The following is a 17736-nucleotide window of genomic DNA, read 5'->3' as shown; positions in this document are numbered from 1 at the left end:
TTCATAACGTCGTTCACTTGCGTTTCAGACGGTCAATGAGACCTGCCAAGCCGCCGAGCTTGCTCGAATTCTTCTTGGTCGTTGCGGCTACTCGACCCGTCAACATATTCGCAATCTCGTTAAAGGATTGCGAAATGGGATGCTTGGGTTGTAGCTCTCCGATCATTCGGCCATTATTGGTTGCTGTGCCGAAAAGAGCTGGATCAAAGGGAATCTGAGCCGAAGGCTGGATGTCCAGCGCGTGACTGAAATCCGCTGCGGAAATCTCAGGTCGCTTCGGCATGCCAACCTGATTGAGGATCAGATACGGGGTGCTGTCATTGGGCCTATTTCGGCGCAGCATATCCACGAGGTTCTTTGCATTGCGCAGACAAGCGAGGTCGGGCGTAGCGACAATGACAACGGCATCAGCCTGAATCAGCGTGGCTTTGGCCCACGCCGTCCAGACATGCGGAATATCGAGGACGACATGCGGCGCCGTCCGCTGCATGACTTCGATGACCTGCACAAAGGCATCTGCGGAAAAATCATAAGCACGGTCCAGCGTTGATGGAGCAGCGAGCAGAGATAGATGATCGCCGCATTTAGCCAGAAGACGGTCGATGAACATTTCGTCCAGACGATCGGGCGAAAAGACCGCCTCCGAGATACCTTGAGGGGGGTCCTGATCGAAGTTGATATTCGCGGTTCCGAACGCCAGATCCATATCGGCCAGAACGGTTTCGAGCTCGAAATTCTGCGAAAGCGTCCACGCCAGATTATGCGCGATCGAAGATGCGCCTACCCCGCCTTTGACACCGACAAAAGCAAAGCTTTTGCCTATAGGTCCCTTATCGGGATCCATGAAGAGCTCGGAAATCATACGCAGTACATCGGCAAGCGACAACGGCGCCACAGTATATTCCGACACACCGGAACGCATCAGCTCGCGGTATAGCCATACGTCGTTGAAATGTCCGATAATAGCTACCTTGGTGTTGGCGTCACAATGTTCTGCCAGATCGCCAAGCGCTGCCATCAGCTCCTGCGCACTCATGCGGCTTTCTATGATGATGAGATTGGGCGTGGGCGCATCGCGATAAAATTCGATCGCAGCAGCGATACCACCCATGTTCATCTTCAGATGCGCCTTCGCCATTCTCCGATCCAAGGACGCCCGTCTTACCGGTTCGGCAACGCCTTCCGATTCACAAAAAGCATGAATGGTGACGCGCGGAATAGGCCGCAGCGAGTTCATTATTGCGGCATTGTCCTGGTGCCCTTGAACCCTGTCATGGTCCGTCCGGTAAGCCAGTTCGGCAGTATCGTTCTCAGTCATGTCAATAGCTCAGGGCTGGGGACCAGGCGCCGCTTTGTCCGCGATAGGTGGAAAGAACACCGCCACGCTTCGTTTGATCGATCTCACCGAGTTCGCGCGGGCCGAGCAGGTCATTGGGATTGGCCAGCTGCGCCGCTATGTTGTTTTGATAGGAGCAGCCAAAATTTCGATAATGACGGTTCTTCTCATTATCCATCAGGTTCTCCGGCCAGTTGCCGCACGGCGCGACTTGCGCACGTACCGCCATGTAGCTCAAGCGTACCGGCGGCGCGACTTCATCGGGTCCCGCCTGATATGTTTGCTGGATGATCCGGTCCTGCCTGATGCCACGCGAGTGCGCGTATTGACGGAAGTCCGCCGCGGTGCGAAGGGCAGCCGCATCATTCTGGCCGCCAGAGGGAATGGTGATCGCCAGCACGGGGGCCTTTGCCGCGTCGTAGCGGGAGAGGAAACCCGCCAGCGTATGGCGCTGATCTATCGACATGCCGTAATGATCCGGCGGAACTGGCAGATCGATGACATGCTCCTTGTCGGCCACGACCATCGGATGATTGGTCCGGTAATCGTCGATTGACGAGACCTGCGTACGGTCGATGGAGTTTGCGCAAGCGCCCAACGCCATGCAGGACGCCAAGGCTGCAAAGATCGAGAGGCGTCGCACCCCAGTCCGAGAACTTGCCGAAAACATGCTGACCCCCGTCATTTGTAAATATAGCCAACGACGCCGTGATACTGCCCTTGTGGGACCTGGGCATTCGCTGTGCCGTAAAGCTTGTTGATCCGTCCAAGGAAGATCGCGGCCGGATCCGACTCCGCATTGAAATTGTCGTCGGGCTTGGCGAGATCCTGACGCGCGGTCGGGCGCGCGAGATATGGCGTTACGATGATGACCAGTTCGGTCTCGTTGCGGACGAAGCTGCGGCTGCGGAACAACGTCCCGAATACGGGTATTTTCGAAAGCCCCGGCAGCCCGGAATAAGCCTGCCGTACGTCATCGCGGACCAGCCCCGCGATCATCATCGAACCACCTGAAGGCAGTTCAACCGTCGTTTCGGCCAAACGCTTGCGCAGCGAAAGGAAGGTTGTGGCGAGCTGCCCGGCACCAGCCGATAATGATGACGAATCCTCGGTGGTGGGCTCGGAGACCGATGTCCGCAGCTTCAGACTAATGCGCCCGGGAGAAAGCACTACGGGCTGGAATTCGAGCCCGATGCCGTAATCAATCTGGCCCCGCTCATAGACGATGCGTTCAGCGCCCGTCACCTCGTTTTCCTCAACCGCCTGACCAGTAATCATGTTGAACTGGCCGCCGACCCGGAAAGTCGCCTGTTCGCCCGATACTGCTGTCAGAGTGGGCTCGGCGAGCGTCTTCATGACACCGGCCTGCTCCATCGCATTCAAATATGAGGTCAGGCTGCTCGTAGCTAGCGAGACACCACTGCCCGTAATGGCATTGGCAGCGACGCCCGTAGCCGGGAGCGAGAAAGCGCCCCAGGTAATGCCGTTAGTGGTGCCGCCGCCTGTCATGCTGACGCCGAGCTGCTTCATGACGTTGCGCGAGACTTCCGCAATAGTCACCTTCAACATGACCTGGTCTTCGCCAACCACCTGAAGCAGATTGACGATGCGGCTTGTGCGGCGCGTCGTGTCCGGGTTGGAAATATCGGCGCCCGCGACGCCGCCTGCACCGCTGGCCGTACCCGCGCTCATTTGTGTATATTGACCGGTGGTTGCTTCACCGCCCGACACATAGAGCGTCGCCAGATCGATTGCGCGCTGCGAATCAAGCGGCGTCTGCACGGTTCCGCTGAGGACTACGTTGTCGTTGATGAGTTCGGCCTTGATATCCGATTCGGGAATAAAGCGCTTGAGGTGCTCTTCCAGGCCGGAAACATCGCGTTCGATTGCAAGATCTATATTGGCGATCTGCGAACCGTTCGGCCCGAAGACGAAAATATTGGTTTGGCCCACTGCCTTGCCGAAGAGGTAGATGCGGCGTGACGTCCGCGTCACGGCATCTGCAACTGCCGGATTGGCGACCAGCACGTCATAGGCATCAGACGGCAAATCGACGATGATCGATTTGTTGAGGCCAAGCTGAACTTTCTGGGCATTCGCCGAACTCGTTATAGACGAGACCTGTGCGCTAGCCGGGCCGCTCGTCAGAGCAGTCGTTGAAAAAAGCGCAGCGGCGGAAAGAACGGCGCGAAGGGTGTTCCCGGCAAGGTGTTTCATCAATTGGTCCCCACTTCGCTCATTTCACCATTCTTGATTAGACGTATCGTGTCACCTCGTCCGCCGCCGTTAACGAGATAGGTTGCCGCTGGTCCCACGCCTTCCTGTGCATCCGAGATGGAGCGCAACGCAAGCGTGAGGCTGGCTGCCATCTGGCGGGCGGCCGTCAAAATCCTCGCCTGCTCTTCATCGAGCTCCAGCGTTGCAGTATTTCCGATTTGCGTCTTGTTACCTGACGCGTCTTCCTGAATGGTCTGATCGATCGCCAAAACCTTGACGTTGCTCAGGACGATTTCTGTCAGAAAGCGGGTGGCTCCATCCGTCGTTTCGGAGCGGGTCATGATGATATCGACGAAATCATTCGGCAAAATGAAGCCGCCGGCAGCAGAATCCGTTTCGATACCCAGGGCGACGGCACGTTTACCGGAGGGCAGCAGCGCAGAAAGCACGTTCTGGCCGGGCGAAATGAGTTTTGCCTTGTTCATCGGCTCGCCCCTAAACAGAGGTGCGCGAGCCGTCGAGCCGGTGAGAGTCTCGATCGCATCGGGTTCGACTACCTTCTGAATGAACGAGGCATTCACGGCGTCGGTGGGCCATTGTTGCCAGGCAAGCTGGCCGTCGATCGAAGCGCCGACCGGAAGATCGCTTTGAACCACCAGAATTTCCGACAATGCAATCTGTGGACCGGCTTCTTCATGAATGACCTGCGGCGGTACCGACGTCATATTTCTGGCGATGAAGAAAGCGCCACCGGCGGTAACGGCTGCGACCGCCAGAACCACTGCGCGCGATATAGCCATTGTCGGGACCTCTTTAAACGATTTCAACGTCCCGTAACTATTGCTGCAATTCGTCAAATTACGGTTAATCTTTGGTATTCAGACGTACTTAATATATCGTTTATGTAATATATTATGCTTTTCTTATATGTACTTAGAAGGATGCCTTGATCGCCCACTGCATCAGAGGAGTGGCCGGATACACGATGACGGCCGCTATGCCGAGCGCAATTCCGTAAGGAACGCCCTGCTCCGTATTAACGATGTTCTTGAGGAAAACATTGCGTCCGTAGACAATGTCGAAAGAGCGTCCTCGCAAGACCAGCATGAGGATCGCCAACCCGCCACCGATTATTGCGGCATAAAGCAGATAAACAACCAAGTTGGCGTCAAAACCGATCCAAAGGGCGGTGGATGCAAGCAATTTCGCGTCGCCTCCCCCCATACCACCAAGAGCAAAAAGCGCGAAGGTGACGCCGAGCACCATGGCAAAGGCTGCGAAGTGCCAGCCGAACGCATACCAATCCATGCCTGTCAAAGGTGCGAGAATTGCGAAGGCAATAATCAGTGTAATGGAAATGCGATTTGCAATCGTCATGGAAAGAAGGTCCGACAACGCCGCAAACATCATGCAAAATGGAAAAATGACGAAAATGGCTGCTTGAACCATACGACTTCTACCCCACAAACAAACTGCCCTCGCTGAAGCGCAGACCCGCCAACGCGGTATGTAAAAGAAAGTCCTGATCAAGACGTAAAGGCGTGCGACGATTGTAGCTTCGGTGCCTGAACGTCATGATCATCTGCACGAATCGAAGCCCGCGCCTGTTACACAGGCGCGGGCGAGAAACCAAAGGCTGGAGCTACCCGTTAGGTGCTGCTGTTTGCGGCACCGATCTCGCTACCGATCTTGGTGAAGGATTCCTTCATCTGCGTACCGAGCGTGGTGAGAGCACCAATGCAGACAACGGCGATAAGGGCTGCAATCAAACCATATTCGATGGCCGTCGCACCAGATTCGTCCTGTGCAAATTTTACGAAAACATTCTTCATATTCAAACTCCAACAACGTTGTACAAATTATCAACAGCGGCTTGTGCCTGCCGCTTGACGAGCCGAATATGCCTCCGAAATCTCTCTGCAATGGAAAAATTATATTTTTAATTATACAATATAAAAACGGAAATACATTATAGGTAATAAATAATAAACCAGAAAATTCAAGCAAGTTATATTATTGTGCATTATTAAATTATATAAGTACACAAAATTATCGAACTAGATTTCATTAATAGGGAATTCACCATTCTTCGCCATGATGGAAAAAATGATCCGGCCTGGAGCACAACTAATGCGGCGTATCCCCCTGTCTATAAGAACCAACCTCTACATCGCATTCCTGGGCGGCGTTTTTCTTGCAACCCCAGCGCAAGCAGAGATCAACGTCACTATAAATAAAGCCGCAATCCTGCGCATCGGTGAGGCTGCAGAAACGGTCGTTGTCGGCAACCCAGACATCGCCGATGCAACAGTGCAAGATGCCCGAACCATCGTCCTGACAGGTAAGAACCCTGGCAATACGAATATTGTTGTGCTGAACCAGCACGGCAACCCGATCGTCGACGAGACGATATTCGTCGGAAACGAGCAGGAGGGATCAGTTCGGATTTATCGGCGCGCGGAGAAACAGGTTCTTTCCTGCACTCCCTTCTGCGAAAGCGCCTATAGCGCTGTGAAAGAACAGTAGGCATCCCACATCGCTCTTTCCGAAACAAATCGTTGTGCGCCCTTTGAACGGGCGCATTTTACTTATTTCGGAAACATTTCTTCAAAGAAGATTCAGCATTATCGCCGCCACTGATTGATTTAATGGATTTTCGATAAATGCTGCAAAAATCCCCAAGGCGAATACGCTCGGGCCAGTCTCAATTCAGACGCAACGAGGATGGAGCAACGGCCGTTGAGTTTGCGATTCTGGCGCTGCCCTTCCTTATGCTTGTATTTAATACGCTTGAAACAGCCTACTCCTTTGCAGGACGCCAGATGATGGCCCACGCCGCTGACAGTGTTTCGCGCCAGTTCCGTACCGGGCAGATGCAGTCGGTTGATAAAGTCTCTCTGGAAACCATGGTTTGTGACCGGATCAAGCTCATGGTCCGTCCGGGATGCCCCGATCTTATCGTCGACATGCGAACAGCCGGAACCTTTGCCGAGCTCACTCAGGTCCAGATTGACCGCGATGGGAAGATCGTCGGCGACAATTACAAATATGAGATCGGCGGCGCCATGGAGAAGAACATGCTTCATGTCATGTACAAGTGGCCGATTTTTACCGATCTAGTTGGCCGTTTCGCTTACCAGATGCCGAGCGAGCGCGGGAAAATGCTGATCTTTGCCACCGCGATCTGGCAAAATGAACCTTTTTAGTGGCGGAAGAACAATGCTCGCTCGTTTTTTCAATGCAGCACCAAGACGTTTCGCTTCCGATCGCCGCGGCGTTGCGGTTGTCGAATTCGCCATTATCGCACCTCTGTTGATCATGATCTACTTGATGATGGTGGAGGCGAGCCAGGCGATCGACACAAACAAGAAACTCGACCGTTCTGCTTACATGGTTGCCGACCTGATCACCCAGCAATCCAGCATCAGCAGGCAGGATATCGACGCCGTCTTGACGCTGGGCCGCAACCTTCTGCGTCCATATGATAGGTCCGTAGCCCAGATATCGGTCGCCATGTACAAGAAGGACGGTGGTTCAGGGAAAATGGAGTGGTGGAATGCTACTGATATCAGCCATAAACCCGTCGCGGTAGACCCCTCTCCCCCAACGTCGCTGGCCGATGGTGATTTATACCTGAAAGCGGCAGTCGACCTCAGGTACAAACCGATCCTGACCTACAACAACTCGCAAGACAGCCTCAATCTGACTAATTTCAACATTAGCATGGGCTCGACGCGCGTCCTCGTTCCTCGAATGGACAATACGGAGTGCGCTGACTGCACGAAGAACTAGGATTAATCGGTGCGTTGCGTCTCGATCCACCCGTCGAACACGGCGATGGCAGGTGCAACATCGGCTTCGGTCGCTTCAACGAAGCCAGCATTGTAGACCGGCTCGAGTTGCTCGAACAGCTCGAGGCTCGTGGTGTCCTCTCCCTCCATCATGGAAAGCAGGAGCTTTCTCGCTTCTGCGGGGACGTTTTTTCGAACCGCATGAATGCCAAGCGGCAATATTGCGCCGGACTCCCATACGAGCACTATCCCGTCATCGGAGTTTTCAGAGAGCTGGATGCGTTCTCCTTCAAGAGAGACCAGCTCCCAATCGAGGATCATGTCGGCCTTGTTCTCGGCAAAGAGTTTGCGTGCCTCCTCCTGCGTGGGAGCAGGCAGTATCTTCATATCTGCGGGAAAACCGTATTCCGCACGTACCAGATCCCATGCATGAAACGACACGGTGTCTTGCGCGGCGACAAGCCGCCGCAAGCGTGCAGCCCCGTTGCTCCGCTCGCGGATAAGAATTTTCTGCCCGGCGACCCGTAAATTCTCTTCTCCGTCGACCCGCCCCAGCGGCATTACAAGCGGCGACACGCATTTGCAGAACCGCGTACCGGCCGCATAAGCCAGAGAGGAGTAAATCGCGTAGTCGACCCGCCCGCTGGCCTGCGCGTCGATCAGGCTCGGATAATCCCGCACCAGGACAATGTCAGCCGGCATTCCAAGTTGCCTGGAAAAGGCTTCTCGGATGAGGGTTCGATCCGGCAGCGGCTGCCCTGGCTGAACAACGAGACCTATCTTGAAAGTTCCAATCTGGTCGCGCCAGCCTGCTTCCTGGGCTTGAGAAAAAGTGGCAAGGAGACTTAAAGAAAAACAAGCAGCCACGAGAGCAGACAGGGAGGGCTTCGGCATGAGCGACCACCTCTTTTTGCGAACATCGACGGGATCGGCATTTCGATTGCCGATATCGTAGCATCGCCCTATCTACGAGGATAGGCAAAGACAAAAACAGGGTTTGCGTCTGCTTACCCTAGACAGGAAGCGGAATTGGGATGGCCAGAGCCTTTTTGTTCGTTCTCGACTCGGTCGGCATCGGTGGCGCGAAGGATGCAGCCCGCTATGGAGACGAAGGCGCGAATACGCTTGGTCATATCACGGCCGCCTGTGAAAAAGGGCAGTGCGACAGCCGACTAACCGGGACCGGCCCCTTGAAGCTCCCTAACATGATGGCGCTTGGCCTGCCGCAGGCCATGCAAATCGCCACAGGGTTTCGGATGCTTGACAATGTTACGCTCCTGCCCGGCGCCTTTCACGGAGCCGCGGAAGAAACCTCAAGCGGCAAGGATACGCCCTCCGGCCATTGGGAAATCGCAGGCTTGCCCGTCACCTTCGACTGGGGCTACTTTCCAAAGACCGCTCCGTGTTTCCCGGCCAAGCTCGTTCATGACATTCTCCAGCGCAATGGCCTCACCGGCATATTGGGCAATTGCCATGCCTCCGGCACGGAGATCATTGATCGTCATGGCGAAGAACACATCCGCACGGGCATGCCGATCTGCTATACTTCGAGCGATTCCGTCTTTCAGATTGCAGCACACGAAACACATTTTGGGCTGGAGCAGCTTTATGCGCTCTGCGAGGACGTGCGCGCGCTCGTCGATCCCCTCAACATCGGGCGCGTGATTGCACGCCCCTTCATCGGTGAGAGCGCCGGAACATTCGAACGCACGAGCAATCGTCGCGACTACGCTGTGCCGCCACACAAACCGACCCTGCTCGACCGTCTGAAGGCTGGTGGACGCGAGGTTATCGGGGTTGGCAAGATCGGCGATATTTTTGCACAGAACGGGCTAACGCAAAATCGCAAGGCCAGCGGCAATATGGCGCTGTTCGATACGACCCTCTCAGCGATAAAGGACGCGCCAGCAGGAGGCCTCGTCTTTTCCAACTTTGTCGACTTCGACATGCTTTACGGCCATCGCCGCGACGTGCCGGGCTACGCTGCAGCGCTAGAGACTTTCGATGCACGCCTCCCTGAAGTCTTGGCTTTGCTGGAGGAAGACGATCTCCTGATCATAACGGCCGATCATGGTTGCGATCCAACATGGCCGGGTACGGACCATACCCGGGAACGCGTTCCGATCATCGGGTGGGCCGGGGGAGCACAAGGGGGCGACATCGGCCTTCGCACGACATTTGCCGATATTGCCGCAACCATTGCCGATCACCTTGACCTGGAGCCCGGCGAGAGCGGCAGATCTTTCTACAAGGCGGTCCAAACCAATGCCTGAGCTTCCCGAGGTAGAAACCGTTCGACGGGGTTTGCAGCCTGCCATGGAAGGCAGACTGATCGAGCGGCTGGAATTGCGCCGTAAGGATTTGCGTTTTCCCTTTCCGGAAGGACTGGCAGATGCTGTCGAAGGCCACCGGATCAGTGCTTTGGCGCGGCGCGCCAAATATCTGCTGATCCATCTAGAAAAGGAAGGGAGTCCCAGCCACGTCCTGATCAGTCATTTAGGGATGTCCGGCTCCTACAGAATCGAAACGAACAGCAACCAGACGCCTGGCGAGTTCTACCATGAGCGCAGCAAGCTTGCTGCTCACGATCATGTCGTCTTTCACCTGAGCGATGGCGAGGGAAAGCCGCTGCGCGTCATTTACAACGACCCGCGCCGCTTTGGTTTTCTGCTGATGAGCGCTCCCGCCCTCCTCCATGATCACCCGCTCTTAAGAAGTCTCGGCATGGAGCCGACCGGCAATGCCCTTGACGGAGCTTTTCTTAAAGCTGGCTTCGCAGGACGAAGGAGTCCGGCAAAGACGACGCTTCTCGACCAAAAGCTCATTTCCGGCCTTGGCAACATCTATGTCTGTGAGGCGCTATGGCGCGCCCGGCTTTCACCAATCCGCAGCGCTGCCAGCATTGCAACAGGGCGCGGATCAACGGATCGTTGCGAAGTGCTGGCAACAGCCATTCGCGATGTTATCGCCGATGCGATCGCGGCCGGAGGTTCGTCCCTTCGAGACCACATCCAGACGGATGGCACCATGGGCTATTTTCAGCACAACTTCGCCGTCTACGACCGGGAGGGCAAAGCTTGCCGTCATGAAGGTTGCAGCGGCACGATTTCGCGGATCACGCAGGCGGGGCGCTCGACCTTCTATTGCCCTGCCTGTCAGCAATGAGTCCGCACATCGGTTGTGCGAAAATCGCCGGTATGAAATTCCCAATACGCCCGGACGATGGAATTGCCTTGATGCCACGATGGGTTAAGGTGGCGGCCAATCATGCAATCGGAGGAATGCAAAGCCATGGCCTATGAAACGATCCTCGTCGATAAACGCGACAAGGTCGCCCTCGTCACCCTCAATCGCCCTAAGGCACTCAACGCGCTCAATACACAATTGATGAAAGAGTTGGTGACGGCGTTGACGGCGCTGGATACGGACGATTCCATCGCCGCCATCGTGGTGACCGGATCGGAGAAGGCATTTGCTGCTGGCGCCGATATCAAGGAAATGCAGGGCAAGTCCTACGCCGACATGTATCGTGAGGACTTCTTCTCCGAGTGGGAAGGACTGGTGCGGGTTCGCAAGCCAATCATCGCTGCCGTTGCCGGTTATGCGCTTGGCGGCGGCTGCGAACTCGCCATGATGTGCGATTTCATCATCGCCGGCGACAATGCCAAATTCGGACAGCCGGAAATCACGCTGGGTGTCATCCCGGGGATGGGCGGATCGCAACGTCTCACGCGCTTTGTCGGCAAGTCCAAGGCCATGGACATGTGCCTGACTGGTCGCATGATGGATGCGGCAGAAGCCGAACGTAGCGGTCTCGTGTCACGCGTCGTTCCGGCAGCCAATCTGGTCGATGAAGCAATCAAGGCAGCCGAGAAAATCGCAAGCTTCTCTCTCCCTTCCGTCATCATGGCGAAGGATGTGGTCAATCGTGCCTATGAGACGACCTTGGCGGAGGGCCTTCGTCTGGAGCGACGGATGTTTCACTCGCTCTTTGCTTTTGAAGATCAGAAAGAGGGCATGGCGGCTTTTGCTGAAAAGCGTGCCGCGAATTTTAAGAACAGGTAAGCCGGTTATCGACTCCGAATTGCGTCGCGTGCATGCAGTTGGGCGTTGACGCGAGAAGCTGGAGCGACTATAAGCCCCTCCAAGCAAAGGCAACCTCACTGGTTGCCACTTATTTTTGTGCGCTGTTGCTTCAGGCGATCGCGCAATTTACCGAGATCAAGAGAGGCATCATGGCCAATAAAGTTTCGGCCAAGAAGGCAACGCGTAAAATCGCTGCCCGCACCGAAGTCAACAAGAGCCGCCGTTCGCGGGTTCGTTCTTTCCTGCGCAAGGTTGAAGAAGCGATCGCCGCTGGCGACCAGCAGGCAGCATCCGCCGCACTCCAGGCTGCACAGCCTGAACTGATGCGCGCCGCCAACAAGCGCGTGTTCCATCAGAAAACGGCGTCGCGCAAAGTGTCGCGCCTTGCCAATCGCGTCAACGCGATCGCAGCCGCTTAAGGTTACAATCAGAGCGTTTAGAGGCCCGGCAATCATTTGCCGGGTTTTCTTTGTCGCATAAGGACTTGCGCCTGTATTCGCGCATGCCCGTATTCTTGGCCGTGCTTTGCAGATACACGCAAAGCGCGGTTTTTTTACGCCCGGTTTTTCGATAGTAACAACTCATTAACCATAGAATTTACTTATAAAGATCATAGGGTTGCCATAGTTTATCCATAGGTTATCCACAGGCGGAAATCGCTTTGATTGGCACAATCCTGTCAAGCATTTTTTTATTTTTTCGCTCACTGTGGGCGCTGGAATTCTAGGCTGTGAAAAAACGATTTGAATCACAACGGCTTTTCAGATTCGGGGGATTTCCGGAGTCGTGCGTCAAGCACTTTCATCGAATGGAATCGAAAAGAATCCGCCATCTGCGGCCTTGCCCTTTCCACGGGCATTTTCTAGTCTCAGATTTATCGAGAGGGACAGGGCGCGAGCCCACTATCCTAAATAGGCAGAAGATTTTCCACGACGCGGCCACACGCCGCGCGGCGGTTTTTTCTTTGTCTCTTCGATACTGGTTGAGGGTTGCAGGAAAAAGCATGATGCACGTCTGGCATAACTGCCGGATGCGGGGATTTTTGCATTCTTTTTTCTTGCTTCTCTTCAAGCAATACAACACGGCCCTCCCCCAATGACGGGACGAGGTCCGATACGACGGCGGGATACCGCTGCAACACATCTGCGGCCAGCTTCGGTCGCGGAGCAGCCAACAGGGATTATACGGATGCAAAGCGGCGCGAAGAGGGAAGTGACCTCTGAACTTTCCCTCTCGGATAATAATGAAGCAGACATCAACAGCCTCACCGTTCAGGATGATGGCGAGCGTATTTTCGATCGCGTGAAGTCTCAGCTGCGTGTTCGTCTGGGCAGCGAAGTCTATTCGAGCTGGTTCGGGCGCATGAAGCTCGACGAAGCTGGCAAGGGCCTCGTGCGCCTATCGGTCCCGACCGCATTCCTGCGCTCCTGGATTAACGGTCACTATCTCGACATGATCAGCGACATCTGGCGTCAGGAAGACGCCGACATGCTGAAGATTGAAATCGTCGTGCGCAGCGCGGCACGCCGCGCCCGGGTTACACCGGATGCCGAGGTGGCTGCTGCACCCGTGGCCCGCAAGATTTCTAGACCTGCCGATGCCGCTCTATCCTCGAGCACTATCGTCAGCGCTCCGGAGAAAATCACTCCCATCCGCAATGGCGGCTTCATGGAGAGTGAGGCGACATCGCATACTGTTCTCGGCTCACCGCTCGACAACCGCTACACCTTCAGCTCCTTCATCGAAGGCCCGTCAAACCGCGTTGCCTTTGCAGCTGCAAAAGCCGTTGCCGAGCAGGCCGCCAATGCGGTGCGTTTCAATCCGCTGTTCCTGCATGCAAGCGTTGGCCTCGGAAAAACCCACCTTCTTCAAGCGATCGCGGCGGAATCACTCCAGCGCAATCCCTCCTCACGCGTCGTCTATTTGACAGCTGAATATTTCATGTGGCGTTTCGCAACTGCCATCCGTGACAATAACGCGCTCACCCTCAAGGAACAGCTGCGCGACATCGACCTTCTAATCATTGATGACATGCAATTCCTGCAGGGGAAATCGATCCAACACGAGTTCTGCCACCTGCTCAACATGCTGCTCGACAGCGCCAAGCAGGTGGTGGTTGCCGCCGACCGTCCGCCATCAGAGCTGGAATCCCTGGAGCCGCGCGTCCGCTCACGCCTCAATGGCGGCGTTGCGCTCGAAATGTCGATCCCCGACTATGATATGCGGGTGGCCATGCTCAAGGTTCGCCTGGCGAGTGCGCAACGTGAGGACGCTTCGATCGACATTGCCGATGATATCATCGCGCATGTGGCCCGCACCGTGACCGGCAGCGGTCGCGAGCTGGAGGGCGCATTCAATCAGCTTCTCTTCCGCCGCACGTTCGAGCCCAATCTCGACATCGATCGCATTGATGAGATTCTCGGCCACATGTATCGTGCGGGCGAACCCAAACGTGTGCGCATCGAGGATATTCAGCGCATCGTAGCTCGGCATTACAATGTTTCGAAGACGGAACTTCTGTCTAACCGTCGCACCCGAACCATCGTCAAGCCACGCCAGGTTGCCATGTACCTGTCGAAGGTCATGACACCCCGTTCTCTACCGGAGATTGGCCGCCGCTTCGGTGGCCGCGATCATACCACCGTGCTGCACGCAGTTCGCAAGATCGAAGATCTGTCCGGCAATGACAATACGCTGGCGCAAGAGCTCGAGCTGCTGCGCCGTCTGATCAGCGATCAGGCCTGATCCTCAGGTTACGACTGCTTCGGAGAAGGCCGCCGTCTCGTGTTGCGGCCTTTTCCATATGCCGAATTATGCGGATGGCGTATCATCGGAATTATCCACGATTTGATCGCGAGCAGATGAGGCTCGTCATTAGGGCCTCGACACGTTGCACGAGCGACGCGGGATTTTACCCGGATATGGAGACCCTCGTCAGCTATGCTCAAGGTCTTTTTCGACAAAGTGGAAAGCGCGCTCCCCTTCGATTTTCAGGACGCAATCCGCGACGTAGCAAAACAAGCCGCCCTTCCCGGCCTGCAGCAGCTTGAGGATTTCTTGGACAGTTCCGCCGTAAATGGTGAAGAACACCCCTCACCTCTTGCTATCGCGGGCAATTTCCTGTCAGTTTGCGGGACTTGATGCCGGGTGAAACCCAGGCCTATGCGGCAAGCCTGCATTCAGAATAGATAGAAGAGACAGTCGACCATGCGTGTGATCCTCGAACGCTCCAACCTTCTGAAATCCCTGAACCACGTGCATCGCGTGGTGGAGCGCAGAAACACCATTCCGATCCTGTCCAACGTCCTGTTGATCGCCGATGGTGCGAGCCTCGAGCTGAAAGCAACCGATCTCGATCTCGAAATCACCGAAGCCGTTCCGGCGCAGGTCGAGGTCAAAGGGGCGACCACTGTTCCTGCCCATCTGCTCTACGATATCGTGCGCAAGCTTTCCGATGGTGCGGAGGTCATGCTCAAGCTCGATGACAATGGCGCGGCCATGACCGTGACCTCGGGCCGTTCGAATTTTCGTCTCCAATGCCTCCCGCAATCTGATTTTCCGGAGCTTTCCACGGGATCGTTCTCGCATATGTTCCGTCTGGAATCGAGCAGCCTCAAGGGCCTCATCGACCGTACGCAGTTTGCGATCTCGACAGAAGAAACGCGCTATTATCTCAATGGCATTTTCGTTCATACGCATGGCGAAGGCGAAGATATGCAACTGCGGGCGGTCGCGACGGATGGTCACCGTCTAGCGCGCGCCGAACTGCCAGCGCCCGCCGGCTCGGAGGGCATGCCCGGCATCATCATTCCGCGCAAGACCGTTTCGGAACTGCAGAAGCTGGTAGACAGCCCCGACGTCATGGTCATTGCCGAGCTGTCCGACACGAAGATCCGCTTTACGATCGGTTCTGTGATCCTGACCTCGAAGCTGATCGACGGCACCTTCCCGGATTACCAGCGCGTAATTCCAAGTGGCAATGACAAGGAACTGATCATCGATCGCCAGAGCTTCGCTCAAGCCGTCGATCGCGTCTCCACTATTTCCTCGGAACGCGGGCGCGCCGTAAAGCTGTCCATCGCGAGCGGACAGATCACGCTGACGGTGAACAATCCCGACTCCGGCAGCGCGACCGAGGAATTGGCCGCTACCTACGAAAACGACTCGCTCGATATCGGCTTCAACGCGAAATATTTGCTCGACATCGCAGCCCAGATCACTGGACCGGAGGCTCGCTTCCTGTTTGCCGACGCAGGATCGCCCACGCTGGTGCGCGATCCGGCCGACGAGAACGTGCTCTACGTCCTGATGCCGATGCGCGTATAGGCTCAAAAGAGCTTGACCGGAAATGCCCTCGGGTTCACTGAAAACACATGCGTGAACCCGATGCCCTGCCCGAACATATTACCCGCCTGAGCCTCACCGGCTTTCGCAACTACGCATCGGTTTCTCTATCGCTTGCGCCCGGCCCCGTCGTTCTGACGGGCGAAAACGGGGCCGGCAAGACCAATCTGCTCGAAGCTGTTTCCTTACTGGCGCCCGGCCGCGGCATGCGTCGCGCACAGTATGCGGATATAGCCAGGACCGGCATGGAAAACGGTTTTGCAATTCATGCCGAATTGGAAGGAAGCTTCGGAACTTGCTCGGTGGGAACGGGCACCAGCGGAATGGCACCTTCCGAGGTCGGCCGCCGCATCCGCATCAATGGCGCGCAAGCACGTTCTTCCGACGAACTTCTCGAGTGGATCCGCATCATCTGGCTGACTCCTGCGATGGATACGCTTTTCACCGGTCCGGCTGCGGATCGTCGCCGCTTTCTGGACCGAATGGTTCTGACGATCGACCCCGCCCATGCGCAGCGTTCGCTCGACTTTGAAAAGGCAATGCGCTCACGCAACCGGCTGCTCTCCGATAATGTGCGCGACGCGCTGTATTTCGAAGCCCTGGAGGTGCAGATGGCCGAGACCGGCACAGCAATCGCCGCCGCCCGCATGGAAGTCGTGCGGCTTCTCGTTGCCATGATCGAGCGTTTACCGGACGACAGCCCCTTTCCCAAAGCGGATCTGGCTCTTGCAGGTTCGCTGGAGGAAGAGCTTTTGACCTCAGGCCTGCCAGCCGTCGATGTTGAGGAGCTTTACCGCGAACGCCTTTCACGAGAGCGCGAACGAGACCGCGCGGCAGGGCGTACGCTTGAAGGGCCCCACCGCTCGGATTTGCTCGTGCGCCACCGGCCGAAGGGAATGCCTGCCGAATTTTGCTCGACCGGCGAACAGAAGGCGCTACTGATAGGGCTGGTGCTTTCGCATGCGCGTCTCTGCGGCGAACTCTCCTCGACTGTACCGATCCTGCTGCTCGACGAGGTCGCGGCCCATCTCGACGCGGGTCGCCGCGCCGCGCTTTTTTCCATCCTTGAAGAATTGCGCAGCCAGGCTTTCATGACCGGAACGGAGCCGGAGCTGTTTTCCGCTCTGCAAGGCCGAGCGCAATTCTTCGCTGTCAGCGGCGGCACGGTGATCCCGACATGACCATACTCTCCGAAGACGAGATTGAACGCTACGCCCGCCATATCGTTCTTTCAGAGGTTGGAGGGGCCGGCCAACAGAAGCTCAAGGCAGCACGGGTGCTTGTCATCGGTGCTGGCGGGCTAGGATCGCCCGTTCTGCTTTATCTTGCAGCGGCAGGGGTGGGTAAACTCGGCATAGTCGACGATGACACAGTCTCGCTTTCCAATCTGCAGCGGCAAGTCTTGCACGAAACTTCTGACATCGGCGTGCCGAAGGTGGAGAGTGCCAAAACAGCCACCAAAGCGCTCAATCCACATGTAAAGATAAACGCTTTCAACTTCCGATTAACCGAAGAGAACGCGGCATCCATTGTCCAGACGTTCGACATCCTCATAGACGGTTCCGACAATCTCGCCACGCGGCTTCTTTGTGCCGAGACTTGCGAGCGTTTGGGAAAGCCGCTCATCTACGCTGCTATCTCCCGCTTCGACGGGCAAATTACCGTGTTCGCGCCGCATCTGAACGAAGCAAACCCGCGCTATCGCGATCTCTTCCCACATATGCCTGACGAGGCCTCGCTACCGACCTGCGCCCAGGTCGGTATTATTGGCGCGCTTCCGGGTGTCATTGGCACACTTGCGGCGATGGAAGCCATCAAGCTCATAACCGGTATCGGAAAGCCTCTGATAGGGCGACTGCTACTCTATGATGGCCTGAATGCGAGCTTCGAGGAAATCCTCTACAGGCGAAGAGAAAAGTCATGATTAACCGGACGCACTGATGCAGATTTAGAGGACTGGAG

18 protein-coding genes are annotated in these 17736 nt (G+C 56.0%); 11 read left to right on the top strand and 7 right to left on the bottom strand.

Annotated features, from left to right (window positions below; translation table 11 throughout):
* Nucleotides 1-13: 13 nt before the first annotated feature.
* From IE151_RS05470 to IE151_RS05445, 6 genes are all read right to left on the bottom strand, one after another.
* Nucleotides 14-1318 carry a CpaE/TadZ family protein gene (locus tag IE151_RS05470; protein WP_189488732.1) on the bottom strand — a complete coding sequence of 435 codons (1305 nt, stop codon included), beginning with the start codon at nt 1316-1318 and terminating at the stop codon, nt 14-16.
* 1 nt (nt 1319) lies between these two features.
* The gene (locus tag IE151_RS05465; protein WP_280517235.1) at nt 1320-2006 is read right to left on the bottom strand and encodes a CpaD family pilus assembly protein; all 687 of its coding nucleotides are present in this window, start codon (nt 2004-2006) and stop codon (nt 1320-1322) included.
* Nucleotides 2007-2017: 11 nt separating this feature from the next.
* Nucleotides 2018-3553 (bottom strand): type II and III secretion system protein family protein, encoded by a 1536-nt coding sequence (locus IE151_RS05460; protein WP_189488728.1) that lies wholly within the window; start codon nt 3551-3553, stop codon nt 2018-2020.
* Nucleotides 3553-4353: a Flp pilus assembly protein CpaB gene (gene cpaB, locus IE151_RS05455; RefSeq protein ID WP_189488726.1), complete on the bottom strand. Its 801-nt coding sequence runs from the start codon at nt 4351-4353 to the stop codon at nt 3553-3555. The genes IE151_RS05460 and cpaB overlap by 1 nt, the downstream gene beginning before the upstream one ends.
* A 133-nt stretch (nt 4354-4486) precedes the next feature.
* The gene (locus IE151_RS05450; protein WP_189488724.1) at nt 4487-5002 is read right to left on the bottom strand and encodes an A24 family peptidase; all 516 of its coding nucleotides are present in this window, start codon (nt 5000-5002) and stop codon (nt 4487-4489) included.
* Between the two features lie 200 nt (nt 5003-5202).
* Nucleotides 5203-5385 (bottom strand): Flp family type IVb pilin, encoded by a 183-nt coding sequence (locus IE151_RS05445; RefSeq protein ID WP_189488722.1) that lies wholly within the window; start codon nt 5383-5385, stop codon nt 5203-5205.
* A 298-nt stretch (nt 5386-5683) separates the two neighbouring features.
* Here IE151_RS05445 and IE151_RS05440 point away from each other — a divergent pair, with 298 nt between their 5' ends.
* The 3 genes from IE151_RS05440 to IE151_RS05430 all read left to right on the top strand — a co-directional run bounded on the left by IE151_RS05440 (nt 5684) and on the right by IE151_RS05430 (nt 7345).
* Nucleotides 5684-6079, top strand: a complete 396-nt coding sequence (locus IE151_RS05440) for a pilus assembly protein N-terminal domain-containing protein (RefSeq protein ID WP_189488720.1) — start codon at nt 5684-5686, stop codon at nt 6077-6079.
* A 137-nt stretch (nt 6080-6216) separates the two neighbouring features.
* Complete coding sequence (locus tag IE151_RS05435; protein WP_189488718.1) at nt 6217-6759, top strand: TadE/TadG family type IV pilus assembly protein; 543 nt, start codon at nt 6217-6219, stop codon at nt 6757-6759.
* A gap of 13 nt (nt 6760-6772) precedes the next feature.
* Nucleotides 6773-7345 carry a TadE/TadG family type IV pilus assembly protein gene (locus IE151_RS05430; RefSeq protein WP_189488716.1) on the top strand — a complete coding sequence of 191 codons (573 nt, stop codon included), beginning with the start codon at nt 6773-6775 and terminating at the stop codon, nt 7343-7345.
* 2 nt (nt 7346-7347) lie between these two features.
* Here IE151_RS05430 and IE151_RS05425 read toward each other — a convergent pair whose 3' ends face one another.
* Nucleotides 7348-8238: a PhnD/SsuA/transferrin family substrate-binding protein gene (locus tag IE151_RS05425; protein WP_210310861.1), complete on the bottom strand. Its 891-nt coding sequence runs from the start codon at nt 8236-8238 to the stop codon at nt 7348-7350.
* Nucleotides 8239-8378: 140 nt separating this feature from the next.
* On the opposite strand from IE151_RS05425, the gene IE151_RS05420 reads away from it, so the two are divergent.
* The 8 genes from IE151_RS05420 to IE151_RS05380 all read left to right on the top strand — a co-directional run bounded on the left by IE151_RS05420 (nt 8379) and on the right by IE151_RS05380 (nt 17698).
* Nucleotides 8379-9617 (top strand): phosphopentomutase, encoded by a 1239-nt coding sequence (locus IE151_RS05420; protein WP_189488711.1) that lies wholly within the window; start codon nt 8379-8381, stop codon nt 9615-9617.
* Nucleotides 9610-10509 carry a bifunctional DNA-formamidopyrimidine glycosylase/DNA-(apurinic or apyrimidinic site) lyase gene (gene mutM / locus IE151_RS05415; protein ID WP_189488709.1) on the top strand — a complete coding sequence of 300 codons (900 nt, stop codon included), beginning with the start codon at nt 9610-9612 and terminating at the stop codon, nt 10507-10509. Before IE151_RS05420 ends, mutM begins: the two co-directional genes overlap by 8 nt.
* Nucleotides 10510-10635: 126 nt before the next feature.
* Nucleotides 10636-11409, top strand: a complete 774-nt coding sequence (locus tag IE151_RS05410; protein ID WP_189488707.1) for an enoyl-CoA hydratase — start codon at nt 10636-10638, stop codon at nt 11407-11409.
* Nucleotides 11410-11579: 170 nt separating this feature from the next.
* Nucleotides 11580-11849 (top strand): 30S ribosomal protein S20, encoded by a 270-nt coding sequence (rpsT, locus tag IE151_RS05405; protein WP_189488705.1) that lies wholly within the window; start codon nt 11580-11582, stop codon nt 11847-11849.
* A 769-nt stretch (nt 11850-12618) separates the two neighbouring features.
* Complete coding sequence (dnaA, locus tag IE151_RS05400) at nt 12619-14175, top strand: chromosomal replication initiator protein DnaA (protein ID WP_189488703.1); 1557 nt, start codon at nt 12619-12621, stop codon at nt 14173-14175.
* Nucleotides 14176-14637: 462 nt separating this feature from the next.
* Nucleotides 14638-15756 (top strand): DNA polymerase III subunit beta, encoded by a 1119-nt coding sequence (gene dnaN / locus IE151_RS05390; protein ID WP_189488698.1) that lies wholly within the window; start codon nt 14638-14640, stop codon nt 15754-15756.
* Nucleotides 15757-15803: 47 nt separating this feature from the next.
* Nucleotides 15804-16955 carry a DNA replication/repair protein RecF gene (gene recF / locus IE151_RS05385; protein WP_189488697.1) on the top strand — a complete coding sequence of 384 codons (1152 nt, stop codon included), beginning with the start codon at nt 15804-15806 and terminating at the stop codon, nt 16953-16955.
* Complete coding sequence (locus tag IE151_RS05380) at nt 16952-17698, top strand: molybdopterin-synthase adenylyltransferase MoeB (protein WP_189488694.1); 747 nt, start codon at nt 16952-16954, stop codon at nt 17696-17698. Before recF ends, IE151_RS05380 begins: the two co-directional genes overlap by 4 nt.
* Nucleotides 17699-17736 lie beyond the last annotated feature (38 nt).

The organism is Limoniibacter endophyticus, assembly GCF_014652835.1.
GTDB lineage: Bacteria > Pseudomonadota > Alphaproteobacteria > Rhizobiales > Rhizobiaceae > Limoniibacter > Limoniibacter endophyticus.
The sequence above is the reverse complement of the archived record's forward strand: the minus strand, read 5'-3'. Positions and strand labels throughout refer to the sequence as shown.